We start from the raw sequence: 24,343 nt of genomic DNA, 5'->3' as shown, positions 1-24,343 counted from the left end.
AGTTGGTTTTCCTTTTTTACGCTAACAAAGTGACGTTATTACTTGGTGATTGTGGTTTCAAAGTAAACTTGTCGAGCACAACCCTCTGGGCGTTTAACAAGTCTGATATCAACCTTCTCAAATGGATTGTCTGATCTTGGCGCAACTTCTAGACCGTAAAGCTTGCCTGATAGCTCTGCAACTGGTTGCAATAAGCCCGCTGAACTACAAGCGTTCAAGAAGCGACGGATTTCTGCGTCTGCGTCGTTCACATAGCTGGCCATACCTTTAAGAAGGTGCTTTTTAGCAATGCTAACTACTGCGTTATCAACGTAAGTTGTGATTTCAGATGCGTTGATTAAGCGTAAAGCACTTGTTTTGCTATCGTACTGAGTTAAAGCATCACCATAAATCCAGCGATCGCCTGCATCGAAACGCTCGTTTAAGACCACGTTCACGCCAGCAGCCGCTAGGGCGTTTTGAGCCTCTTCATCAAGGCTGACGTTTGGTAACACTTCCATATCACGGAAGCTAACGGGAAAGTCGTAACCAGCAACAGGACGGTTAACAGGCGGTATACCAGACGCATTGGTAAGGGCGTTACGAACAAGCAATTGGCCAAGGTAATCACCGACACAAGGGCGCCATTTTTTACGTGATAGTACGCTTGCGCTGTTTGAAGGGCGTGATACGTTCGGGTTCCAGAATATCCAAAAACGATGGTCTTTAATGTTAATTGAGTCAGCAAGTGCCGCGGCTGCCACCCAGTCATTAATATTGCCTAAATCTAGCAGTACGTGACAGTTAAGCTTATCCATAACTTTGGTTGTAGCTTCAATAGTTGGCATATCGTCAGTTGAGCAAACAACGATATAGCGTGGGCGTTCACGCATATCAAGTAGGCTACGTGTAATCTGTTCTGGTGTTGACTCAACAACCTTGCTGGCTGGCACGTCAACCACAATTTCAGCTTTACGGTAAGTGCCATGATCTTTTAAGGCTTTAACGGCTTTTAACGCTGAAACGACTTGAGTAGCATTGGTCTTAGAATACGTTGTTTCAACACTCTCAAAGAAGTCATTGCTGCTATCTAGCGCACCATGGAAGTCAAGCTTTTGGCTGATATATGAGAAGTCATTAGGATAGTTGTTTTCAAGCTCGTCTGCGCCACCGCCGGTATATAGACGGCCTTGCAGTGATGTGATCTTGCTATCATCAACCTTATCTGCAAATGTAATGTCAAATAACAGGTTGTTTAACGGATCAGCTGCGTTAGTTGGTGTCTTATCATCAACTACTTGTATCTTGGCTACGACGTTGTTATCAAAGCCGTATTCAGTAACAAGCTCGATAGTTGCTAATGCCTTACTTTCCTTGCTATTGGTGATAGTAACGGAAGTAGGCAGGATATTAATAAACAGTTGAGTTGCCATAAAAAATGCCTATATTGGTGAATATAGGCATAGTATAGAGTTGGGCTAACAGTATTGTTTAGGGGTGTTCCTATGCTTGATCCTCACCGCGCGGGCAGGTACCCCATACTGGTTTGGGTAAAGTCCAATTAACAGCATTAGTATCAAAGCCAGGGGGAATAGATTTTATCTTACTTACGCACCATTTAGATAAATCTTGATTATATGAAGTAGCTTCCCCAAACATATAACTCATATTAGTGACATTACTAGTGTCAAAGTTTAAGGGTTGATTAAATGATGTTGCACCGCTGAACATACTACCCATAGCAGTAACATTACTAGTATCGAAGTTTAGCTGTCGGTTAAATGGTGTTGCACCGCTGAACATACTAAACATATTAGTAACATTACTAGTATCAAAGTTTAAGGGCTGATTAAATGATGTTGCACCGCTGAACATACTACCCATATCAGTAACATTACTAGTATCAAAGTTTAGTGGTTGGTTGAACGATGTTGCATGATGGAACATAGCACCCATACTAGTAACATTACTAGTGTCAAAATTTAGTGGTTGGTTGAACGATGTTGCACGACTGAACATGGCCATCATATTAGTAACATTACTAGTATCAAAATTTAGTGGTTGATTGAACGATGTTGCACGATGGAACATACTTCTCATATTAGTAACATTGCTAGTATCCCAATGAGATATGTCAGTGTTAAACGTAGCTGCATCGGCAAACATTTGAGCCATATCAGTCATGTTGGAAGTAGCAGCTCGTTCTGCATACAATCTAGCATCTTCTTTCGTATAAACCGAAATATACTCTTTAGGATCGCCTTCAAACTTATAGGTCTGACCCTCTGGTACGTCTTTATTATAAACAATGCCTGTATCAACGGCTTTATACCAGCCAGTACCAGGATAGTCTTTAGCTAAACCCTGATCGGCTGGCTCAGTCTTTGGGTTAGAATCATCCTCACCGCGCGGGCAGGTACCCCAAACTGGAGGTACGACGTTTTTATAGCCTTCCCAGCCTTCGGGTCGAGTTGGGATTTTAGCCACACACCATTCAGATAGATCTTGATTGAACTTATCGGTAAAGTTGAACGTGTTATTCATGTTCTCAACATTTGACACATCCCAACCGCTGATATCTTGGTTAAAGGATCTTGCCTGAGTAAACATACTTTTCATGTTGGTTACGTTTGATACGTCCCAGCCGCTAATATCTGTATTGAATTTAGCAGCAATAGCAAACATGCTATCCATGTTAATTGCTGAACTTGTTTTCCAGTTTCCAATACCTACAATATCTTCGGCTTGAGCATAGAAAAACGTTTTCTCAAAGTTAGTTACGTTTGACACGTCCCAGTGAGATAGGTTTTGACCGACATAAGTCGATTTGTACTCTTTTTGATTAAAAAAAGCGAAGCTTAAATCAGTTACGTTTGACGTGGCCGCAATATAAATATTATCTACTGCGTCCTCTTTAGTGTAAACGCTCAAATACGCTATTGGATCGCCGTCCGAGAATACATGAGTCTCACCCTTTGGTACGCCCTTGTTGTAGATAATACCGGTATCAGTGGCTTTATACCAACCTTGGCCTGGATAGTCTTTATCTAGGCCTATGTCGTTCATAGCGGGTGGCTCAACTTCAACTTCTGGCGTGTTCATAAGGATTTCGACCTTATCTTCCAAGCCTCTTAAATTGGCTCTGACTTGCTCAAGTTGACCAAGCATTTCTTTCATGCCCTGGCCAAAAATACCCGCAAAGCCCTCTACAAATTTAACCATTTCATCATGTGATACTAATTTTTTCATATTAACCTCTTATGCCCAGGACCCATCTTCAACTTCAGGGGTCATTGCTTCTTCAAATGCCTGCATAAACACTTCAAAATAACCTTCGCCAAACTCTAAATCCTCTTCTGCTAAAGCGGCAATATTGGTGCGTGCCTGCTTCTGCTGATCTGTATCAAAAGATTGAGCCTGTGTAGCGCTTACGATACCGCTATCAGCTTGAGATAACGCGGTAATCTTGTCTGCTAACTCTTTCAAGGTGTCCGAATCAGCATCGGCGCCGTTGATCAAGTCGGCAATAGCCTGCGTTAATTCATCTTTGGTGGCGTATGGTGCTACTAGGCCAGGCAATGATGAAACAAGGGCGTATTCTTCGCCTTCTGGTGCTTTTTCAGCCTTAGCTTCTAAGTCTTTCTTAGTTGCCAATGGCTTAATAGCGGTCGCAATACCTTCTAACAGGCCTTCTTTTTGTGCTTCAAGCTCGCTAGTTGAAACTGCATCAATATTGCTACGTGCTTGTGCTTTTTGCTCTACCGTAAAGCCCTGGGTAACTGTTACGTTAACTAGGCCTTCATCTGTTTGAGCTAAAGCAGTGATTTTGTCTGCCAACTCTTTTAGTGTGTCTGAATCAGCATCAGCACCATTGATAAGGTCTGTTACCGCTTTTGTTAACTCAACCTTGGTAGCAAATGGCGTTAAATCCACCTCTGGGATAGCGTCGATAGCTTCCTGGATTTTCTCGCCAGTCTTAGCAAGTTCACCACGGATCGCTTCATCTTCCGCTTTACGGGTTTCCTCTTCTGCACCAATAGCTTCTAACAGCTGGCTTGCATTAGCTTCGATAGAATCAGCCAATTCAGTTTTAGCTTGCGTAAGTTCGCTGCGTGTAGAGTGAGTGTTGCTAAGTTTTTCTACTGCGCTGTTAAGCTCTGCCGTTGATACTGCGTCAATATTTTTACGGGCCGTCTCTTTTTCAGCCGCTTTAAAGCTTTGCTTGTTGGCTGCACTTACTAAGCCTTTATCAGCCTGGGCTAAAGCCGTGATTTTGTCCGCAAGCTCTTTTAGCGTATCAGAATCGGCATCAGCACCATTAATCAGGTCCACAATGGCCTGTGTTAGCTCGTCCTTAGTGGCATAAGGCGCTAGGTCTGGAATAGCTGAAACAAGCGCATATTCCTCGCCCTCTGGGGCTTTATCAGCTTTAGTAGCAATCTGCTCATTGATAGCGGTTTCAGCGGCTTCACGGACCGTTTTTTCAGCTTCAATCGCTTCTTGCAACTGCTCGCCAGCCTTCGCTAGTTCGCCTCGGATAGCTGCATCTTCTGCATCAACAGCTTCTTTTAGTTCCTGGTCTGCCTGGGCAAATTCACTGCGAATAACAGCGCCTTCGGCCTTTCTAGCTTCTTCTTCTGCACTAATGGCTTCTTGAAGTTGCTGGCTAGACTGGGTAAGCTCGCTGCGAATAGCTGCGTCTTTCGCCTCAATGTCGTCTTTTAAGCTTTGGTCTGCTAAAGCAAGTTCGCTGCGAATAGCTGTATTTTCAGACTTACGCTCGGCCTGCTCTTCGTCAATAGCTGCTTTTAGTTCAGCGCCTTTATCCTGAATAGATTGGCTTAATTCAGTTTTGGCTTGCGCAAGTTCAGTACGATCAGCTTTAGTGCTATTGATTGTTGTTACTGACTGCTCAAAATCCGCCTTAGATACTGCGTCGATATTTTTACGAGCAATTTCCTTGTTGGCTTCTTTAAACTCTTGAGCGCTGGTAGCACTAACTAGGCCTTTGTCGGCTTGGGCTAGGGCTGTGATCTTATCGGCCAGCTCTTTTAACGTATCAGAATCAGCATCAGCGCCATTGACTAAGTCAGTGATCGCTTTGGTTAGCTCGTTTTTAGTAGCATACTCATTACGAATAGCTGCATCTTCCGCTTTACGAGCCGCGCTTTCTGCATTGATAGTATTTTGTAGCAGCTGGTTAACACCTGCCAGCTCGCCGCGAATGGCCACGCCTTCTGCTTTACGTGCGCTCTCTTCTGCAACAACCGAGGCTTGTAGTTTTTGGTCTGTGTTAGCCAATTCACTACGAATGGCTGCGCCTTGCGCCTTGCGTGCATTTTCTTCTGCTGTAACGGCCGCTTGTACCTGGCTATCAGCTTGTTTGAAATCTACACGAACAGCTGCTTCTCTAGTGTTGATTGTGCTTCTAAGCTCTTCTCTAAGCTTTTGATCAGCAATGGCAAATTCACTGCGAATAGCAGCATCTTCTACCTTACGGATAATCTCTTCTGCTTCAATCCCACTTTGTAGCAGTTCATCGTACTTAGTAAACTCGCTACGCATAGCGGTTTCTTTAGTGTTGATCAACGCTGTTAAAGCTTCTTTGTTCATCGTGTCTGCATGAGCAAATGCTGTGCGAATTGCTGCGCCTTCTGCTTTGCGATTAGCCGCTTCATCCTCAATAGATGATTTAAGCTGTGCGCTCTTAGCGTTAATAGAGTCTGTTAGCTCTGTTTTAGCTAGGCCAAGCTCTTCACGAGTTGCTTTAACTTTGTTGATATCAGCTACCGTTGTTTCAAACGTGGCTTTAGCTACTGCATCAATATTATTGCGTGCAATCTCTTTGTTAGCCGCCTTGAATGATTGAGCTTCGGTAGCACTTACCAATCCCTTATCGGCTTGAGCCAGGGCAGTAATTTTGTCCGCAAGTTCTTTTAAAGAGTCTGAATCGGCGTCTGCACCGTTAATTAAATCGGTGATAGCCTGGGTTAATTCAGCCTTGGTTGCGTACTTGTTACGGATATCGGTATCTTGTGCTTTACGGGTGGCCGCTTCTGACTCAATCGCTTTTTGTAGTTCTTGATCAGCTAAGGCAAACTCGTTACGGATAGCTGTATCTTCTTCTAAGCGTTCAGCTGCTTCATCTTCAAGCGCTTTTTGGGCCTGCTGGCTAGATTCAGCAAGTTCACCACGAATGGCTGTATCTTCGGCCTTACGTGCTTCTGACTCTTGCTTGGCTTCTTGCTTTAGGGTTTGAGTAGCTTGGGTAAGCTCACTGCGAATGGCCGTATCTGCTGCGTCAACTGCGCTTTTAAGCGACTTATCGGCCGCTGCAAACTCACTGCGAATTGCTGCGTCTGCTGCATCAACTGCCTTTTTCAAGTCTTGGTCGGCTTTGGCAAACTCACCACGGATAGCTTTATCTTCGGCTTTACGAGAAGTTTCCTCTGCACCGATAGCTGTTTGTAGTTGGTTTCGAGTTGTTTGGATTGTTCCGGATAACTCTGTTTTAGCCTGGTTAAGTTCAGTACGCGATGCCTTTTCGCTATTGATAACGCTAATTTGTTGAGCAAAGTTTTTGTCTGCCTCTAACAAACTTGCGATCTTATCGGCAAGCTCCTTTAAGGTATCATCATCTTCATCTGCACCGTTGATAAGATCAGCGATAGCTTTTTGTAGCTCTACCTTGCTGGCAAGCTTAGCAGCCTCTTCTTTGGTGGCGTAAATCTTGCCAGCCTCAACAGTTGCTTTTTTAACCTCATTAACAGCACTTACAATGCTCTTTTTATCGCCAGTTGTAAGATTGTCAATGCTACCAATATCTTTACCGATACGGGTCGCAAGCTCTCTTACGTCTGTGTCCTTGCTAAGAACAACGCCTTTGATGCTCATAATTAATCTTCCTTTTTATTTTCGCCTGATTGCTCATAATCAGCAATGTAGCTGCTACCTAATTTAATATCGTCAACCTTTAAGGATTGCTGGCAGGCTTCCTTAAGCTCTTCGATTTTCCCCTCTTCCACCAGAACATACGCCATAAATTAACTCCTATTGATCATTTTGGCCTTGTTGATAATCAGGAATATAACCATCGTCACCGACACTCATATCACTGTCTTTGATAGTCTTGTTTAAGCAATCAGTTAAACTACTCACGTCAGCACGCTTGTAGCTGCTTCCCACTCGCATAACCCAAACTTCACTCAATCCACTGTTTAAAGCGTCCTCAATAGCTAGGAAACTAGGGTTTGCCACATCACGGCCTAGAATGGCTGAAAAATTGCCTTCATTGACCTTAAATGGGGTACCCATAACGCCACGTTTGAACCGACCAACGATGATACCGTTCGTGACGTTCTGAAGTTTCGTGGATTCTGTCTTATCAATAACATCACCACGCTGTACGCCAACAGCGGTTTTTAAAATCTTAGTTGTGATCATAAATCCGCCTTAGTTTTTAACCTCTTTTTGAAGTAGGAATAAAAAACGATTATCCCTACCCATACCCATGCGATACAGGTTTGTACCGCTTTCTAACACCTGTAACTTATGCTCTGTTCTATACTGCTCGCGCTGGTACCGGCAACAAAGCATTGAGTCCTTGATGTAAGCAAAGATCACGTCCGACGTGAAATCATTTGCATATCTATTGTCATCAAGTGCCACCATAGGGGTTATACCACCTCTAATTGATGCAGCAATGCCGCCAACAAGCGAGCCATTGCGACCTACCCACAGTTTGGAGTCAATTCCAGCCTGGTAAGCTATTACCAGATTCATATTGCGATCAAAAGCAACTGAAACTGATGTTATATTCTTGTCGGTTAGCACTCTATCAGGCCTAGAAACGTCGGTACGCTGCAAGTAGATAGCTGCACCGTCCGTCCAAGCCTGCCAGACATAATCTTTTATACCTTGGGTGATATCGCCTATATCAGCACCACCCAAACAAAACGAGCGTGTATCAGGGTGTTTTCTATCCCTTGGCTCATTTAGATCTTCAAGCCATTTTCTGACACGCTTTATTTTGTTATTCGGTAACATTAAGCTCACCCTCGTAACGAGCCCATGTAAAGCGAATTGGTACTGTCAAGGTATCGTTTTTGGATTTAGGAATTGGGTCGTCACCGTCTTTTGAGCCATACTGAATCTGATAGTTACCCATAGTGGTAGGCACCAGTACGCTTCTAACTGGGAAACGTGCATCATCAAGGCCAAAGAAAATACTCATATCACGTGTATATGAGCCTTCCTCGTAGTCACTAAGAGTTACACTCGCGGCTGCCCCCATATTAATATTAGGCACGCCTGTAACTTCACCAATATCGCCAGCGTATGAGTAAAACTCACTGTACGTCTCTGATGCGTACTCAGTATCTTTTGCAAACACCATACCTACTTTAGATTCATAGTAAGCCCCTTCATCACCAATACCAGACAAGCGGCATTTAGCCTTATACAGCTTCTCGCCTCCGATATCGTCAGTGATTTTGATAGAAAAGTCTTTATCCGACAGTTCGAAAACCTGCCAGATACGGTAGGTTATCTCTAACACTTCATCATCTTTCAAAGTGATAGAAATTGGCGCGCCTTCGGCACTCTTAATTAAGGCTCTCGTGCAAAGGTGATACTCATCTTTGCTTGTAAACTCGCTAGCCAGCCCTACCTCTGAAATAGTCTTGCCGCTGATACCCTCAAAACGATATGTACTAGAACGCCAGGCTTTAAAATCCTGATCACCGCTTAGATATGGCTCTGATCCGCTGTCAGTGGCCTCGATTGAGTTATGCTTAGCTACAAAACTGATCAGCTTAGCCTGAGTGGCTTCTGGTGCCGTGTTACCGCTACCAACTAAGCAGTTAGCAAAAATATCATCACCATGGCCACCACCAAAAAAATCTAAGCCTGTGTTAAGAAACATGTTCTTTTGGTAGCCAGTATCTTGGACGGTTGAGCCGTCTTTCTTTTTGACAACGCAACGCAGCTCGCCTGCAAAACCTGTTTTCATTACTTAATCCTCTGTGTTGTAAAGATATCTAGTGGTTTAATAATTGGGGTGTAGCCGTCCTGGGAAACCTCTATATCCACTTGCTCAAAATTAACCTTGGCTGCATCCAAGGCTTCAACTCCAACTAAATAGCCGCTATTTGCATCATAATTGCCAGCAAGGTAGCTGACATATTCGATATTTAACTGCTCTAAATTAGCGAGATAACCATCATTTAATGTTGCGTATTGGCCTTTGTCTGTTAAGTGAACACTCAACGCCTCAATGGCTGGCAAGTAACCGCTATTAACCTTGATATCAACAACGCTTAATGCTTGTTGTAATACCAGTGATAACTGCTCAATCTGTACCTGGTAGCCTTCAGTATTAATGGCTGTCTCAACTAGCCCGCTCGATATGGTTAAGTCTAGCAAGGTGTAAGTTTGCGTATAGAAGCCTGTTCCTATGTTTAAGCTGTGAGTCTGTAATGCTTGTGATAATCGAACATCTAGTATTTCAGCTTGATGCGTATATCTTGAACCCACCTCTTTTTCTTTAATTTTCGATATACGCTCAATGTTTAACTGCTTGGCTGATGCACGGTAACCGTATTCATATTCAAATGATTTAAAGCCATAACGCAGTGATAGTGAAAGAGCCTCAAATCCCGCCTGATAACCGTCTACGATCGGCACTGGTTGTTTAACTACTGACCCTAGGTGAATATGAAGCGGGTCAATTTTTGTCTGATAGCCTTCTGTGATATCAAACGCCTTCCCAAATGTCGTTTTTTCAATATCAAAGTGATTAATACTAGGAAAGTATGCATCTACAACATCGGCTGCTTTTTTGATTAGCGATCTCAATTCAACGTCAAGCAGCTTAACCAATGGCTTGTAAATATCATCTTTGATGACTGGTATTGGGTATAAATTACTTTCAAATGCTATTTGCTCAAATTTCTTCCCGTCGGTAATCTCAGTCTCATTGCTAAGCTTTAGGGTGGGATTACCGATACGCAAAATCCATAATTCAGAGGCACCAGCAATAAAAGCATCTTGAACGATTGTGTAGCTTGGATTGGTTCTATCTTCGCCTAATAAGGCCTTGTAGTTTTGGGAATTGACCTTGAACGCCTTATCTGAACGGCCGCGTTTAAATCGGCCTACAATCACGCCATTTTGATTGATTGACGGTACGTTTGGGCCGGAATTTCCAGATACTTCGTCCTGGCTTATGCCTACTGCACGTCCTAAAGTATTGCTGTTTAACATTTAAGCCGCCCTTAGCCAAAAGACGGCTGCGATGCAATGCACCACAGCCCAAAATTAACGAATTACTAAAACTTTGCCGCGTGTCGCGTTGATCTGTTCGATATTGCGCAACACTCGCTCTTTAGTAATGCTTGGCTTTAATTCGATAACCGCTTCTTTACGAGCGTAAAATAAAGTGCGGCTATGTGGATCATATAGATTGTATGAGCCACTGTTATAAACAGTGATTTTTTCAAACTCTTCTTTTTTCGCTTCTGGTTTTGGTTCAAGCTCAGCTTCTTGCTCTACTTCTGGTCCAAGCTCTACCTCTGGCTTAACGCCTTCTTGTTGAGCGTCAAGAAATCGCCATACTAAAGCGTCTTTACTATCGCTTGAGCGATAAGCAACGCCCAGGCCTTTAAGCTCTGCTTGCAGCTCTTTAACCGTATAGGTTTCATCAACTTCTGCATATCCAGGGGTGATAACAAGCTCTGCTAAATTGCCTGGTACTTGTTTTGGTTCTGTCATAATCAGCCTCGTATTTTTGTCAAAAGAAAGGCCCTGTTGCCACAGACAACAAGGCCAATTCAGCCATACAACGTGGCGGTTACATGGCTAAGTTATCGAATTAAAGTGTTGGTAAATTGCGTAATTCAATTAACATGCACTGATTGCGATAACGTGGAATTGGGTTAGCTTCTGCTGCCATACGGTTATAAACCGCTACGTCTTTTTCAAACGCATTGGCTGATGATGCTAGAACCATAGTTGGGACTGCCACAGTACCTACGAATGGTGCTTTAGCTGGTGTTGTTGCACGTGGTACTAACAACGCATAGCCGCCCTGGGTTAATTCATCTTCGTTGAACACGCCCATTGAGGCTGGCACGTAGTAAATGTTTGCACCAGTGTTTAACTGGCCAATGCGGTAGATTGAGTATTGATCACCGTACTGCTCGCCAGTTGGGGTATATTCGTCGCGGCTCATAGCTTCAAAGAACGCTGCACCACGGTCTGACACGTATAAATCGTACTGACCAATAGCTGTGTTAGTGATTGTTGATAGTGCGGTACGAGCTTTACCTAGGACAACACGAATGTTTGAGTAAAGATCAGTTAATGTGGTATGAGTCACGCCAGCGATATCAGCATCAAACACTTTGACATGCTTCTCTTGGTTAGCTAAACACTGGTTAACTGCACCACGTAGCAAGCGGCCGTTTTGCTCAAAGTTGTACTTGTTGATAAAGATCATTTGAGCGGCTGCATACCAGTTAATGCCAAGCTCATTTTGTAGCTGGGTGATAGCGTCGATGGTAGCACTTGAACGTGCGCGGCTTGGATAAGCGTAAACGCCATAGTAGTTAAACGCCATGTCGTGACTTGGGGCGCGTAAAATATACTCACCTTTCTCGTCTTTACGTTCATAGTCAAAGATTAATTCAACTTCTACTTCATCTGCACCTGGGGTAGCACCATCGGTAGTGTCAAAAGCAACTTCAACTGTGTGATTGTCAAGGTCTGCAACTGCTGACTTAACGATAAAGGTATCAGCGCCTAAAGTAACCGGCTCAAGCGGCTGTAACGTGCTCTTACCGCCAAAAGTTGGGTGGTTTCGATGATTATCATTAGCAACTTCCACGCCGCGAACTTTAATGCTAACTCGACCGCCCAAGAATGGAGCTTTGATAGAGTCTTTATCTACAACAAACTTGGTAGTTTTGTTGTCACGAATTTCTTTAGTGTAAGCAACATGTGATTCAAGGGTGAACTTACCCTCACCAGCATCTTCCATTACCAATAGGTGACGGTTATCGAAGTATGGTAAACCAGCTTTTTCACCGTCGATTAATTCACCACGACGCATAACGCCCATATCCATGCCAGCGGTACCTTCGCCGGCAACGATTGGCACTTCGTTTGAGCCAGTAGGGTTAGGTAGCATTGAGATTAATGGGAGGCTGTTTGCGATACCCATAGTAATAACAACTTGTACGGCAGCTGGTACTACTGATAAGGCTTCATGGTGGCTAAATGATAGGCTGTCGAACGATGGATCATTGTCATCACCGCGATGCGCGTTTTCAGTAAATGCGGTAGCAGCTGATAAAGCTGATTGCACAACTTCTACTGGTGGCATATCACCGCCGTTACGACGTTGATACTCTGCAATACCATCACGTAAGCCGTCAAATACCGCTTGCTTGCCAGCTGTTGTAGCTGCGATGTTTTGAGCCTCTAACAGTTTTTGCAATGACTCAGGAATTGCCTGTAATCCCATTTCACGGTCATGCGAGTTGGCTGCGATCATTGAGTCAAATTGTGCAACGTCAGATTGTTTGGTGTCGAACTTCGCAAATTCACGCATAAATTGGCGTGTTTTGGTTAATTCACTAGAAACAACGGATAAATGTTGTTTGGCTTGTTCTTTATTCATAAGGCACTTCCTATCGTCATTGAAAAAAATTAAACATATCCGATAGGGTTATATTAAGACTCGCCTACATCGCCTATTTAGGGGTGTTCCAACAGCAAAAAACCGCCATTTAAGGCGGTTGATTGGCATTACTGACAGGCTTACATCAAGAAAGTCAAAATAAATACCAGGGCAAGGTTGATTACATCCAAAACCTTACTTATATGGCGTCTCAACATCCTCAATTTTGCTTTCATCGAACGCATCTAAATATTCCAGGTCAAATCTTTGGTTTAATAGGTACCTATGGCCATGACTCACCAATAATGAATTACCAACCACGCCCACGCACTCATGGTATTCTTTATGGTTGTTTAGCAAGAAACAAAACAAGTCGCCTTTTTTGGGGTTCCAGTCTGGTCTCATTCTTATGCGATCATCGCCTTCCAAATCAATATCGTAAGGCTCAATCAATACCATTGAACTAAATTGCTCTGGTGTGATAAACATGCCGCTATCGTGCATAGGACCACCTAAGCTATCTAGTAGCACGACCATTGCGTGTCCTAAAGGCTCATAGTCTATTGAATGCTCATCACTGTCACTTACTGTACCCAGGCCTGCCCATGACAAGTCTGAACGCTCATAATCATCATCACTCACTGTTAGCACTTTACGCCTAAATACAAACGTCGGAATCGTTGATTGATTGCGTAGTGTGATAATGCGCGTACTTAGTGCCTGGCCGTCTGTGACTAGCTTATTTTCAATTTTAAGCGTCATCGTTTACCCCATTTCTTCTCAAAGTCTTGAATATCTGCTTTGTATAGCTGCTTATATCTATCAGGTATGCCTTTTTGCTTTAACTGGCTTTGAGCGTACTTATAACTGCTTAATTCAGCCTTTGTTGGCTCGTGCGGGCGTGCTTTGGCTTGTCGTTTTTGTTCAGTGCGTACTTTTTGCTCAGCCTGTTTAACAGCTTGCTTAATAACCTTCGACCAATGTAAACGGCCATTCCAGTTGTTTAGGGCCTCTGTCTGCTTGCCAGCCTCTCGCTTGACTTGCTGGCTAGTGCGTCTATGCGGCTTAACCTGGTTCTCTGCCTTGGCTATATCGGCCTTGGCATAGTCTCTGATCTGATTGAGCATGATACCGCTTGTTAAGTGTTTCATTACTCGCAATGTATGCTTACAAGCCACGCCCGTTAGATTGGGGTTACGTGTCGATGGATAGCGATTTTCATCTATTCCATAGTTGTATTTACCAACGGTGGCTATATAGCGATACCAGAATTGATGACGGCCACAATCGCAATCAAACCTTACCTTGCCGTGTAAGATACTGTTCCTTATCTCTGTCATGCTAGGCGGCTTGGTTCTTAGCAGCAATCCAGGATAATCTAGCAGCTGCACTGTTACTTTGTGATTAGCAACCTTACTTTCTGGCCCTGAGTTGGTTAAGAAAAATAAGGTATTGCCTTGCCGCTTGTAAACCATGGCCATGTATATTTGCTTGTTAGCACGCTGGATATCTACTGGCCTTGAATTATTAATCACATCTTGAGGTGTGATACCGCCAGCAAACTTTTTAGCCGCTTTCTTAACGTTTGCTAAGTATGCGTCTAATACACTTGCGTCTAGCACCTGCATTAAGCTTTGGTTACGCTTAGTGTTGCCTAGCGTAAATTCCAATAGCTCGCTTGCTGATATGCCAGCTAAGCTTTTAGCACTGGCTACCAGGCCCTCCAATTGCTGGTTAGTTAGCCTCTCACCGCCTTTAATATCTCTGATCGTATCTTTTAGATACTGATTATGACGGCTGGCAAACTTGCCCTGCTCGCTGGCTTGCCTAGCTGTATCAATACGCCAGCGTCTAAGCTCCTCAAGGCTCATTTTATTAACGAGCCTGTCTTGCCTACTTACTGGGTCGTCGTGATTCTGTGGACTGTTATTGTTAAACCAATCAGTATCTAGGCTATCCATTTACATCTCTTTCAAATACTTGCGTTTAATTGCAATCAAATCCACGGCCACTGGCAAAAAGATAATTTCCTTGGGTAGTGGTTCGCCAATTCTATTCGTGCCAGCACATACCATCACTACATCTGCATAGCTGCGATTTTTATATGCTCTAAAAGCAATTAGCGTAGGATCGTGAACTTCATCATTACCCACTTGCCAAGCGATTAATCTATCGGTACGGCCACGTCGATAGAGTAAATCAACGTGGTCACGTATCGCATTATGATAAATATTCAATACATCCATAATTAGGCCGTTCTTAGCCAATAAGCGACAACAGTTGATGGCTGTACGTTATTATGGGGTTTATCACCCCCAACATTTGAGGCTACTAAGTTTGAAGGCGACGCACTTGTACTTTGCGTTGCAGGCCTTGTGTTACCTCTAATATTACTCACTACAAAGTTTAAGTCGTGAGTGTGGCTAGGTATTTCAGCAACGGTAAGCTTGTGGTCATATTCACCAAACTCTGTTTTTAGTTTTTTAGTCCACTCAGGGTCGGCCGCTTTGGTTGATATGCCAACAAGCGTTTGACCTTCTGCGAATCTCGCCCACGTGCCATAACCTAAAGCCGCTTTAACTTCTGCACCGCTCTTATAGTCATTGGTCGTCACATACAATGAGCCAATTGGTAATTCAGTGACCTTGTTTTGGGCAACTGTTAACTGCTTTTGTAACTCGTCAATCTGTTGTTTCATTCCAGCCAGATCAGACTCTCTTAGATATTGGGTATGAGGGTGTTCTGCACTAGTATGGGCAGATAAATCAGTCTTTTTAGCGTATTGCGTATGCGGATCAGCCGCACTTGTATGGGCTGATAAGTCTGTTTTCTTGGCATACTGCGAATGAGGGTCAGCCGCCTTGATATGATTAGCAAGACCGTCCTCTAAGTTGGCTATATCTTTACCTTGCTGCGTTAAATTGCCACCCTGCTGAGATAACGTACCTTTTTGAGCGTCAAGCTCTTTTTGTAGTGCCTGGTTTGCCGCCTCAAGCTGGCTAGTTTTCTGATCGCTATCTTTTTTGAGTGTGTATTGAGGGTGTGGGTTTGCGTGGGCCAGGTGTCCTGCTAAGTCGCCAGCTGCACCGTTGATGTTTTGGCCAAGCTTATCCACTTTCTTATCGAGCTGTGTAAGCCTCTCAAGCTTAATATATTGAGGGTGAGGATCTGCTGCCGCTAAATGGTCTTCCATCATCTTAACAGCGATAGGGCTGTTGGGATCGGCTTCAATTGTTATGTTCTCAACGTCAATTTCGCCTAACGACAAGCCAAAGCTGCCAACAAATGTAACGTTTGCATAAACGGTAAACAATGGTCCGGTACTGGCTGCAATTGCAAAAAGCTTGTTGTCGCTGGTTAGTAATCCAACTTCGTAGATATCTTTTGAAGTGACACTATTTAAGGTCACGCTAAACCGTAAAGACTTACTTTCGTTCTCGATGCCGCTTGTCACGATATCGGACCGCATAGTCTCCGTTTTAATGCGTGTTTCTCTGCCATTTGGCACGTATTTTGACGTGCCAGCGACAAATGTCTTTAAAGATAAGCTTATGCCTTGCTTTTGAGCGTCTAACACTGCTAAACGCCCTGCTTCGGTTATTTTAAATATAATTGGGTTTGGTTTATTAGCCATGACTTACGCAATCCTTAAAATTTCAGTACTGCATAAGTTTAACCACTTAGGCTGGCAAGCCTGCCGTGTGTTCCACTTTCCCACCTAGTCACCAAGTAATTCATCGGCCGCTTGCTTCAATAGGTCTAATTCGTCGCTTTCAGTGCTACCGATATTTAGGTCCTCGTAACTTTCAGCCGGCGCATAGCTTATATTTTCCATAAAGCCAAACGCTATGGTATCTGCAATATCCGGTGACTTAATACCCTTTTTGAGCATGTCTTTTTTACTCATCATGCACCAGCGCGCCTTTTCGTCAAAGTAATACGGTAAGCGCGTCATCTGTTCTTCTAAGTTGGTGATTACCTGGTACATTTTTTTGATTTTATCGCTTACACTGAAATAGCCTTTTTCGACCGCCTTAGCCATTGATACATAAGCGTGGCTGCGCTTGTTCATATAGTAGCGTTTAAGCGTGTTGTTAAAGCAAGGTGAACCCCAATGCACTTCATCAAAATACACCCCGTCAGCTTTTACCGACTGCGTTAAGCCCATACCAGCGCCTAATGGATCAATCACCAATGTTGCCCCTGGGTAATCACTCATTACATCATTAATTTTGGCTTTAAGCGTATTAATATTGGCTCTATTACTAAACAGCGGTATATCAAGTAAATGTACGTGTCTCTCAATACGGCCCTTAACCATCTTATCAACGACTTGCAGCACCGATATCACGCTACTATCGCGGCCAACATCGCCGCCCACGTCCACGGTTACGATGATACCCCACTTGTCACCCTCTTTAATCACGCAAGGGTGAGCCTTCATATTCTCGTAGTCAGTGCGCGTTAATAGGTACTCGCCTTTAAGCTCTGGAAACTTACCGCGAATACGAATTAGATACCCTGGACTGTTTCGACTGCCATACTGATATAACGCCTCAATCAATTTTTCTTTACTAACAATCGGTGACATTTCACCGTTGAACTCAAGGGCAATCCATTTACCGCCATTATAGTGGCTTAACTTATGGTGTGTGTCGTAGAAGAAACCAGTATTTTTAGCTGGCTGGCTGGTCAGTACGGCCCGGTTGTTTTCATGGGTCAATGCACCAATAGCAACTTCCATAACCGCGTCATCAATACCACAAGCTTCATCAGCCCATACCATGTAGTGATCGCCGTGTTGACCAGCAATGTTAGTTGGCTGGTGTTTCGGTGCGGTCTTGGCAAACACAAACCAGGTATCTTTAAAGCCCTTGATGTAGATCTTTTCTGCTAATACGACAACATAATCAGCAAGCCAGCCTAGCGCCTTGTTATTGCGCAGGCGCTGCAAACAGATATTAATCTCTTTCCAAACAACGGTTCTAAGCTGTCCGATTTGAGGCGCGGTAAACAGCATTACCGACTCGGGGTAAAATAAAAGGTGCCATAAGGCGATAATGCCAGCCGATCTGCTCTTACCAGTACCGTGACCAGACGCAACGCTTGTACGACTGCCAGGCACAACAATAGATTTAAACAATAGCTCTTGTTGCCAGGTTACTGCTTGTCCGGCTTGTATTGTCATATCTAATGCTTCAACGGCAAAGCGTGTAATGTCATAGCGATACCTTTGGCATACCTCTTGCCATTCAGGTAATAGCATTAAATCATCTAACATTTTTTAGCCCTTAATATTAAATACTAAAAGGCATTAAGCCATAGTCGCTATCCTTGTCGTTTGAGCTATCGTCAAGCGTTATTGGTGCGGTTGACATAAGGTAGCCGCCATGCACTTTCCTTGCAGCCCAAATAGCCAACAAAACGGCCATGTGACCATTGGTAATACCCATTGAATCAAAGTCTAATACTTTTCCTCGTTCGTCCATTTTGCGCATCTGAATAACGTCTTTTGGCTCATATCGTCTTAACGCATCCTCAATCACAATTAAGCCTGATCGCTGGGCTTCGTTATAGACAGCCATAACCTCGGCCATTTGCTCGGACTCGTTAAAACTCATATCCCAGTAATCAAAAATCATTGGCGTATCAGTGACCACCACAGCATTATCTTTTGGTACTGGCTGCTCTTTCCACGTGGCTTGTTTTTTAAGCATTACCCTGCCTGATGCTGGCAAGACAACGCCTAATACGCGTATGGCCTCGCCAGCATAAGCGGCCGCCCTTGCATCAATAATTACTGGTGTGTCTTGTGCTGCGTTATTCATTGCTAGGTGGCTCTATCTTATTTTCGGTGATTACACCTGTTTTAGGATCAATAGCGACCTTAACTCCCAACTCTGTATAGTCATCGGTAACGTCTGCCTCAGTAACAAAGCTATTAAGCTTCTCATAACTATCACGGCTTCCTCCAATTGGCTTGCCGCCCTCGCCTGGTATTGGCTCTCTTGGGCTGTTAATCGCGGGCCCGTTAGGATTATTAGGATCAAGCGGTATCGTTGGCTTCTCTGGATCATATTCAGGGTTTGGCCGTGTTGGTAAGCTCTCGTATGGTTCACCAGTATCGGTCACTTCATCCCAATCACCACCCAATCCCACAAATTCAGGGATAGCACCAACGATCGTACAATCAACCGTTACGATGAATAGGTTTTTAAGGTCAATAGATGCGTTATCAGGGTAAAGGCTGTTTTCTAATACCCTAAAATTCCAATCATCTTTAATCGCCTTACCCTCAAGAACCCCAACGTCATAAGACACTGGGAATGTTCTTTTCTCTTCGTGTTTCCAAAAGCTGGCAAACTGCCTGGCAATATCCGACGCGCTATGGGGATCGGGGCTAAAAAAGGCAATTTGACAACGATAAGCCACGGGGACCGATCGCATTTGCACCACTCGCTTTAATGGATCTTGAGGTAGCACCACGTTTACCCAATACGGTAGGCCGCCTACCTGGTCATATTCAGGCGGCGTTTCGATCGGACTAATGGCCGTCATAAGGACCGGTAAGTAAACGGACGAGCCGGACTTATTTTTATAGCCAGCGTTTTTTGCGTTATCGTTTTCCTGGATAGCCTTTAACATGCTCTCCACGTCATCAACCATTGAGGTTTTGGCCACAACAATAGCCGCTTCCAACCTGCGTCGTTTCCAGTCATAAACGCCTTGAGTGGTTGGCATGCACCACTGCCTAAAGTCTCTTAGTTTCATGGCCCATGCCAGCTGCAAGCACTCAAGCGGTGATAGTAGTCGTTTTGTCTTGCTCATTGCTCAACCCTTAATTAAAGACCACGGAATCTATCAACAATACTGATGCGCTCTTCTTGTCTATCTGACTTGCCAGCCACTTTATCTAGCTCGCTTATGCGTAAATCTGCGTCTGATGTACTGCCAATATGAAAGCTATCCCATTGGGCCTTAATTTCATCAAACGGCTTAGAAGGGCAAATTAGGCTGTCGTAAATATCTAATTCTCGCTGCTTCTTACGCTCTAACACTTTTTGACGGCGCATTTCTGCATTGATCAAAGCGTCCTGGGCTGCTAGTGCTTCACGCTGATAATGGCTTACCAGTGACTCTGAATGTAGGGCTGTTTGCATTGAGTCATATTGAGCAATGATGATGCGCTCTAAGGCCTCTTTTAAGACAATCTGATCTTGTGGTAGCTCTACCAGGCTGTCAAAGCACGCCTCACCTTCGGTATAAGCGCCATTCAAGATACTATCAAACATGCCGTCGCCTTTATTTGTGGCATAGTTTGGCGTTCTCACATAGTCAAAGCCATGAAAGCCGGTGACCTCATAATAACCGTCTGGTTTGCGTCTGCGGTTAATAGCACTACTAAACCCGCCAGCTTTATTCGCGTATAAGCGTGCGGCAAATTGGCCGTCGTCTGTATCTAAAAACTCATGCTGGGTAACAACGTTTCCATCGTCATCTGCTTCAAGTCGAATTGTGCGTAAGGCTGGCTGGATTTTAATAATACGGCCCGTCTTTTCATCCACCCATTGGTCTGGTGGGTACATGCCAAAACGAGCACGTATCTCATGGCCATTAAAGCCAAACAAATCACCACTGCTAACAAGCTCTTGAACCTCTGGTGAGTTAATCTTGTTAACCATTGAGCGAATATCTAAATCTGAACGGTCCTGGCCGTTGTATTTGCGGCCACGATCCGCCAGGTTGTATGTAATAACTTTCGTTTTCTTAGCCATGAAAAAACCCCTTAAACAAGGCATAAATATTAATAATATGGCCTTAGTTTAAGGGGTTAAGCTGTTTTGCCTTTGGGGTGTTCCTTTGGAGTCTTAGTCCCAAGCTCTACTCATACCAATACCGCCTGTAATTGCATGTGCCAAATCTCTATCAGACACGTTTTGGCCTATGCTCTCATTATTTGACTGAACAATGATGGGCTTGTCTAGACCGCCACCTGCCAGCGGCAATTTAAACGAAGGCATTTCAGGGATGTTAAGCACATTTTTTAGTATTGACGCGCCCAAATCGAGGCCTATTGACTGGCTGGCTGGTAGGTAGGCTGGCGTGTTACCTGCAACAAAGTTATTGGCCAAGCCACCAACATTAACACCTAATACACTGTTAGTTGTTTTGGTTTTTTGTTGAACCGACTGAACCGCTGTATTGTTATAGATACCCTCTGCAATTTTCGCACGCTCTCTCTTTTCAGCCTCAACTGCACCTGGTCGCTCGTAGTGCTCTGACATAATAGCCCCGGATTGGCCTGCTGTTTTGGCTTGTTTTAGCTTATTACCAGCCGCCTTCTCTTTACCCTTCGTTAGCTCATACTGAATAAAAGCTAACTGCTCTTCGAACGACGCTTGCTGTACTGACTTACCCATAGTGTTACGGAAGTCTGCAAGCCTGCTATCTCGCCATTGAGCTAATCCGTGGGCCCTATAAACACCGTTTTTATCTTTATCCCCTTGGGCTCTAGGGTCGAACCTACTTTCTTTTTGGATGTTAGCTACAATACCAGCGGCTTGCTGCTTAGTCCAACCTTGAGACATGAAGTATTGCATAGCCTGATCACGTCTAGTCTTTTCATTTTGTGAAGTTAGTCTGCTTGAGCTAACATCAGTACTGCTACCTGTTGGCAGTGTCCCATCTGGTATCATACGTGCAATAGTGGGCTTAATCTTGCCTGACTTAATTTCTTCGTAGTAGTCTTTGTGGTGGTGGTTCAAAAAGTAGGCTGAAAAAAAACAGGCTGAGAAATTGATAAAATAGTGAAATGCAAATCACACTATACATCAAATGCCCAGCCTGTCTAAGTGACAGTATAAAGAAAAATGGCTTCAAAAGCTATGGTAAACAAAACTATAAATGCAAAGACTGCAAACGGCAGTTTATTGGCGACCATGCCTTAACGTACCAAGGCTGTCACTCCCAAAAAGATAGCAAAATACGCCATCTTATGGTTCGAGGCAGTGGCATAAAAGACATCGCTTGCGTTGAGAGAATCAGCAAAGGCAAAGTACTGGCCACCATAAAAAAGTGTCACTACCAAATAACCCCCAAGCAAAGGCAATACGACTGTCTTGAAGTCGATGAGCTTTGGACATTCGTAGGCAAGAAGACCAACAAACAATGGCTAATTTATGCCTATCACCGTGACACAGGTGAAATTGTTGCCTATGTGTGGGGAAAACGAGACCTTAACACTGTCAAAAAGCTTAAAGCTAAACTGCAAGCCTTAGGCGTAAGTTGTGCTAGAATCGCTAGTGATACCTGGGATAGCTTTGTTACCGGTTTTAAGGGCTTTACCCAAGTCATTGGCAAGTTTTTCACGGTCGGTATTGAAGGTAATAATTGCACTATCAGACATCGAGTAAGGCGAGCATTTAGGCGAAGTTGTAACTTTTCTAAAAAGCTGGAAAATCACTTTAAAGCCTTTGATTTAGCTTTCTTTTACATCAATCATGGATATGTCTAATGTCAGCCTACTTTTTGAACCACCACCGTCTTTGTTAGGCGCTGCGGTATTGCCGTATTTTTCGCCTTGCTTGTAGTCTGAAACCCACCCTTCTTTTGTATATACCGCAACGTGACCGTAATTATGCTTAGACTTACTGTTTGAAGGCATGCTCATAACATCGCCAACTTGAGGGGTATAACCCTCACTGTATGCCACCTCTTGAAACTTGCCTTTGTTAAGGTTGATTAGGTTTTTCGCCGCATCAACCCCGTTACCCGATGCCTGTAAACCTTGAGCACGAAAAGCATCATTCACGTACTTAGCACAAGCGCCAAGCGATACATATGCCGCATTTTTAATCGCATAATCACTGGCATTTGCTGCCGCTTGAGTTGGTGCTCCAATGCCACTATCGCCACTGAAAAAGCTACTAACGCCATCACCCATTCTTGATAGCCACGACTTCATGCCGCCGGCCGCTTCACTTAGTTTAGAAAGGACCGGTGCTAATCCTGTCTCCCACTTAGTTTGCATTTTTTGAGGTAAGTTGTAAGCCTTAATACTATCGGTCCATGACTTAATATGTGGTGAAGCGGTACGGCCTAAAACCTCGCCGCCCTCGCTACCTATCCAGCCACCCACGGCCGCCCCAATAGCGGTACCCACCACTGGGACTGGTATTAGTACTGAGCCGATTGCACCACCGGCCATAGCCCCAGCGCCTCCACCAGCTATGCTACCAATACCCGCTGTTCTTTCTTCATTGTCGAGCTCGTCCCATCGACTTGCCAGGCTGCCTGCCCCAATAGCTGTGGCCAGAGGGGTTAGCACCCTAGTTTTACCAAGTGCTTTAGCGGCATTACCAATATGTTTACCGCCAGACTTGCCAGCACCTAAGATAGCGGCCCCAGCTCCAGACAAGATGGCCTTAACGCCTTTACCTTTACCCTTGCTCTTATCCTTGCCCCTGCCTTTGCCTTTTCCGCCGCCTCCCAAAAGACCTAAGCCACGCCCTAATTTACCTAATAGTGAGCCCTCACCACTCGGCATCCTCTTTAGGATCTCACCTAGCGTTTCCTCGTTCTGCTTATTGTGTCTTGCCTGTTCTTTTGGCAATGGCTCTTTACGCTTCAAGCTTTTGTATTTAGAGAATGAGAACCTGCCGGCCCTTAAAGCTGCCTTGCCAGCCATTCCACCCATTTTTCCAGCTTGTGTAGCCATATTAAATAGCGGGCTTGCTACGTCTTTAACCTCATTCATTGAGCCAATTAGCGGATCAATATCTTGAGCACTGCCATAACTTGTGCGGCCACTCTTAGCTATCTTAGACAATGAGTCAAACAGCGACTTCTCTTTGGCTGTAAAACGGCCTAGCTCGTCACGTTCACTGTCATTTTTCTTTTTCTCACGTCCGTTTTTGCCAGTAGGATTGTTTGCCTTACGTGTTGCACCAGTTGCACTAGGTACGATGCCAGTTACGTTATTAGTAGCATCTAAACCCTCCCTGCCTCTATCAGCCGTTGATCTATTAACGTCATTTGAGCCGCTATCGCGTTGGATATCAGCCCTATTTGTAGCTGATCCTGATTTGACGGTAGCATTTGAGGTGACATTGCTAAGAGCACCACCGTCCTTGCTACCCGCTGCCCTTTTCTCGCTTTTTACTGTCTGGCTTGCACTACTTAAGTCCTGCTTGTGTTGCTGCTTTGACTGTTCCTGGCCTTGTGTGCCTGGCTGGCTCGCATTATTTCGATCTGGGTTATTAGGGTCATAAGTAGGGACAACACCCTGAATACGCATAGACTTTTTGTTAGCTATACGCTCATTAGACTTGGCTATACGGTTTAATACCGTTTGGTTAATCTGATTTTGTGATTTTAGTATTTGAATGATTTCTTGAGTATCTTCACCAATGGATTTAATGCCGCTTTCCAGCCGCTTGGTACCAACGATGAAGCCTTGATCATCATAGTTAAGATAAGTTTCCATGATAAAGCCTTAATACTGTACGTGTGGCTTAAATTATGGCATTGCTGGCGGGTTGTGGCTTTGAGTGTTCCTAGGGGTATGAAAAAGCCCCAATCGTAAGATTGAGGCTTTAAAGTTTAATAGGTATAGCTATACTTAAAATAGCGGCCTCTATCGGGTCGAGGTAACGCCCTAATTAAGCGGCCTTTATCCCATGCACC

At 44.2% G+C, this 24,343-nt stretch carries 21 protein-coding genes; 1 reads left to right on the top strand and 20 read right to left on the bottom strand.

Features of this window, described 5'->3' with window-relative positions; all coding sequences use genetic code 11:
- Positions 1 to 38: 38 nt before the first annotated feature.
- The 19 genes from LK453_RS09985 to LK453_RS09895 form a co-directional block, all read right to left on the bottom strand.
- A complete protein-coding gene (locus LK453_RS09985) occupies positions 39 to 1,412 on the bottom strand; it encodes a hypothetical protein (protein WP_201541686.1) in 1,374 nt (457 codons plus the stop codon).
- A gap of 70 nt (positions 1,413 to 1,482) precedes the next feature.
- Positions 1,483 to 3,228: a BspA family leucine-rich repeat surface protein gene (locus tag LK453_RS09980; RefSeq protein ID WP_201541688.1), complete on the bottom strand. Its 1,746-nt coding sequence runs from the start codon at positions 3,226 to 3,228 to the stop codon at positions 1,483 to 1,485.
- 9 nt (positions 3,229 to 3,237) lie between these two features.
- Positions 3,238 to 6,873: a hypothetical protein gene (locus LK453_RS09975; RefSeq protein ID WP_201541690.1), complete on the bottom strand. Its 3,636-nt coding sequence runs from the start codon at positions 6,871 to 6,873 to the stop codon at positions 3,238 to 3,240.
- A 2-nt stretch (positions 6,874 to 6,875) separates the two neighbouring features.
- Positions 6,876 to 7,019: a hypothetical protein gene (locus LK453_RS09970; RefSeq protein WP_201541692.1), complete on the bottom strand. Its 144-nt coding sequence runs from the start codon at positions 7,017 to 7,019 to the stop codon at positions 6,876 to 6,878.
- 10 nt (positions 7,020 to 7,029) lie between these two features.
- Positions 7,030 to 7,422: a hypothetical protein gene (locus LK453_RS09965; protein ID WP_201541694.1), complete on the bottom strand. Its 393-nt coding sequence runs from the start codon at positions 7,420 to 7,422 to the stop codon at positions 7,030 to 7,032.
- A 9-nt stretch (positions 7,423 to 7,431) separates the two neighbouring features.
- Positions 7,432 to 8,025, bottom strand: coding sequence for a hypothetical protein (locus LK453_RS09960; protein ID WP_201541696.1), 594 nt, complete (start codon positions 8,023 to 8,025; stop codon positions 7,432 to 7,434).
- The gene (locus tag LK453_RS09955) at positions 8,012 to 8,989 is read right to left on the bottom strand and encodes a hypothetical protein (RefSeq protein WP_201534939.1); all 978 of its coding nucleotides are present in this window, start codon (positions 8,987 to 8,989) and stop codon (positions 8,012 to 8,014) included. Before LK453_RS09955 ends, LK453_RS09960 begins: the two co-directional genes overlap by 14 nt.
- Positions 8,989 to 10,242, bottom strand: coding sequence for a hypothetical protein (locus LK453_RS09950; RefSeq protein WP_007395067.1), 1,254 nt, complete (start codon positions 10,240 to 10,242; stop codon positions 8,989 to 8,991). The genes LK453_RS09955 and LK453_RS09950 overlap by 1 nt, the downstream gene beginning before the upstream one ends.
- 54 nt (positions 10,243 to 10,296) lie before the next feature.
- Positions 10,297 to 10,749 carry a hypothetical protein gene (locus LK453_RS09945; protein ID WP_201541698.1) on the bottom strand — a complete coding sequence of 151 codons (453 nt, stop codon included), beginning with the start codon at positions 10,747 to 10,749 and terminating at the stop codon, positions 10,297 to 10,299.
- Between the two features lie 100 nt (positions 10,750 to 10,849).
- Positions 10,850 to 12,658, bottom strand: a complete 1,809-nt coding sequence (locus tag LK453_RS09940; RefSeq protein ID WP_201541700.1) for a hypothetical protein — start codon at positions 12,656 to 12,658, stop codon at positions 10,850 to 10,852.
- Between the two features lie 195 nt (positions 12,659 to 12,853).
- On the bottom strand, positions 12,854 to 13,420 hold the full coding sequence (locus LK453_RS09935) for a hypothetical protein (protein WP_007395070.1): 567 nt from the start codon (positions 13,418 to 13,420) through the stop codon (positions 12,854 to 12,856).
- Entirely contained in the window at positions 13,417 to 14,619 is a 1,203-nt protein-coding gene (locus tag LK453_RS09930) for a hypothetical protein (protein WP_007395071.1), read from the bottom strand. The genes LK453_RS09935 and LK453_RS09930 overlap by 4 nt, the downstream gene beginning before the upstream one ends.
- The gene (locus LK453_RS09925) at positions 14,620 to 14,904 is read right to left on the bottom strand and encodes a hypothetical protein (protein ID WP_007395072.1); all 285 of its coding nucleotides are present in this window, start codon (positions 14,902 to 14,904) and stop codon (positions 14,620 to 14,622) included.
- A 2-nt stretch (positions 14,905 to 14,906) separates the two neighbouring features.
- Positions 14,907 to 16,292, bottom strand: coding sequence for a phage baseplate protein (locus LK453_RS09920; RefSeq protein ID WP_007395073.1), 1,386 nt, complete (start codon positions 16,290 to 16,292; stop codon positions 14,907 to 14,909).
- Positions 16,293 to 16,376: 84 nt separating this feature from the next.
- The gene (locus tag LK453_RS09915) at positions 16,377 to 17,939 is read right to left on the bottom strand and encodes a hypothetical protein (protein WP_007395074.1); all 1,563 of its coding nucleotides are present in this window, start codon (positions 17,937 to 17,939) and stop codon (positions 16,377 to 16,379) included.
- Positions 17,940 to 17,955: 16 nt separating this feature from the next.
- The gene (locus LK453_RS09910; protein WP_007395075.1) at positions 17,956 to 18,486 is read right to left on the bottom strand and encodes a hypothetical protein; all 531 of its coding nucleotides are present in this window, start codon (positions 18,484 to 18,486) and stop codon (positions 17,956 to 17,958) included.
- A complete protein-coding gene (locus LK453_RS09905) occupies positions 18,479 to 19,486 on the bottom strand; it encodes a hypothetical protein (RefSeq protein ID WP_201541702.1) in 1,008 nt (335 codons plus the stop codon). Before LK453_RS09905 ends, LK453_RS09910 begins: the two co-directional genes overlap by 8 nt.
- A 14-nt stretch (positions 19,487 to 19,500) precedes the next feature.
- Positions 19,501 to 20,433, bottom strand: coding sequence for a hypothetical protein (locus LK453_RS09900; RefSeq protein WP_201541704.1), 933 nt, complete (start codon positions 20,431 to 20,433; stop codon positions 19,501 to 19,503).
- A gap of 93 nt (positions 20,434 to 20,526) precedes the next feature.
- Positions 20,527 to 21,423, bottom strand: a complete 897-nt coding sequence (locus tag LK453_RS09895) for a phage tail tip lysozyme (protein ID WP_227674378.1) — start codon at positions 21,421 to 21,423, stop codon at positions 20,527 to 20,529.
- A gap of 47 nt (positions 21,424 to 21,470) precedes the next feature.
- On the opposite strand from LK453_RS09895, the gene LK453_RS09890 reads away from it, so the two are divergent.
- Positions 21,471 to 22,172 carry an IS1 family transposase gene (locus tag LK453_RS09890; RefSeq protein ID WP_227953993.1) on the top strand — a complete coding sequence of 234 codons (702 nt, stop codon included), beginning with the start codon at positions 21,471 to 21,473 and terminating at the stop codon, positions 22,170 to 22,172.
- On the opposite strand, the gene LK453_RS09885 is transcribed toward LK453_RS09890, so the two are convergent.
- A complete protein-coding gene (locus tag LK453_RS09885; RefSeq protein ID WP_227674449.1) occupies positions 22,137 to 24,143 on the bottom strand; it encodes a CHAP domain-containing protein in 2,007 nt (668 codons plus the stop codon). The genes LK453_RS09890 and LK453_RS09885 overlap by 36 nt on opposite strands.
- Positions 24,144 to 24,343 lie beyond the last annotated feature (200 nt).

Source organism: Psychrobacter sanguinis (assembly GCF_020736705.1).
GTDB classification, from domain to species: domain Bacteria; phylum Pseudomonadota; class Gammaproteobacteria; order Pseudomonadales; family Moraxellaceae; genus Psychrobacter; species Psychrobacter sanguinis.
This window is presented reverse-complemented; position numbering and strand designations above follow the sequence as displayed.

Bases quoted from the DNA above. Each gene is read 5' to 3' on its own strand.
- LK453_RS09960 (WP_201541696.1), bottom strand. From the start codon at position 8,025: ATGTTACCGAATAACAAAATAAAGCGTGTCAGAAAATGGCTTGAAGAT.
- LK453_RS09945 (WP_201541698.1), bottom strand. From the start codon at position 10,749: ATGACAGAACCAAAACAAGTACCAGGCAATTTAGCAGAGCTTGTTATC.
- LK453_RS09970 (WP_201541692.1), bottom strand. From the start codon at position 7,019: ATGGCGTATGTTCTGGTGGAAGAGGGGAAAATCGAAGAGCTTAAGGAA.
- LK453_RS09950 (WP_007395067.1), bottom strand. From the start codon at position 10,242: ATGTTAAACAGCAATACTTTAGGACGTGCAGTAGGCATAAGCCAGGAC.
- LK453_RS09910 (WP_007395075.1), bottom strand. From the start codon at position 18,486: ATGAATAACGCAGCACAAGACACACCAGTAATTATTGATGCAAGGGCG.
- LK453_RS09975 (WP_201541690.1), bottom strand. From the start codon at position 6,873: ATGAGCATCAAAGGCGTTGTTCTTAGCAAGGACACAGACGTAAGAGAG.
- LK453_RS09885 (WP_227674449.1), bottom strand. From the start codon at position 24,143: ATGGAAACTTATCTTAACTATGATGATCAAGGCTTCATCGTTGGTACC.
- LK453_RS09940 (WP_201541700.1), bottom strand. From the start codon at position 12,658: ATGAATAAAGAACAAGCCAAACAACATTTATCCGTTGTTTCTAGTGAA.
- LK453_RS09965 (WP_201541694.1), bottom strand. From the start codon at position 7,422: ATGATCACAACTAAGATTTTAAAAACCGCTGTTGGCGTACAGCGTGGT.
- LK453_RS09920 (WP_007395073.1), bottom strand. From the start codon at position 16,292: ATGGCTAATAAACCAAACCCAATTATATTTAAAATAACCGAAGCAGGG.
- LK453_RS09905 (WP_201541702.1), bottom strand. From the start codon at position 19,486: ATGAGCAAGACAAAACGACTACTATCACCGCTTGAGTGCTTGCAGCTG.
- LK453_RS09935 (WP_007395070.1), bottom strand. From the start codon at position 13,420: ATGACGCTTAAAATTGAAAATAAGCTAGTCACAGACGGCCAGGCACTA.
- LK453_RS09925 (WP_007395072.1), bottom strand. From the start codon at position 14,904: ATGGATGTATTGAATATTTATCATAATGCGATACGTGACCACGTTGAT.
- LK453_RS09955 (WP_201534939.1), bottom strand. From the start codon at position 8,989: ATGAAAACAGGTTTTGCAGGCGAGCTGCGTTGCGTTGTCAAAAAGAAA.
- LK453_RS09890 (WP_227953993.1), top strand. From the start codon at position 21,471: ATGCAAATCACACTATACATCAAATGCCCAGCCTGTCTAAGTGACAGT.
- LK453_RS09930 (WP_007395071.1), bottom strand. From the start codon at position 14,619: ATGGATAGCCTAGATACTGATTGGTTTAACAATAACAGTCCACAGAAT.
- LK453_RS09900 (WP_201541704.1), bottom strand. From the start codon at position 20,433: ATGGCTAAGAAAACGAAAGTTATTACATACAACCTGGCGGATCGTGGC.
- LK453_RS09985 (WP_201541686.1), bottom strand. From the start codon at position 1,412: ATGGCAACTCAACTGTTTATTAATATCCTGCCTACTTCCGTTACTATC.
- LK453_RS09980 (WP_201541688.1), bottom strand. From the start codon at position 3,228: ATGAAAAAATTAGTATCACATGATGAAATGGTTAAATTTGTAGAGGGC.
- LK453_RS09915 (WP_007395074.1), bottom strand. From the start codon at position 17,939: ATGTTAGATGATTTAATGCTATTACCTGAATGGCAAGAGGTATGCCAA.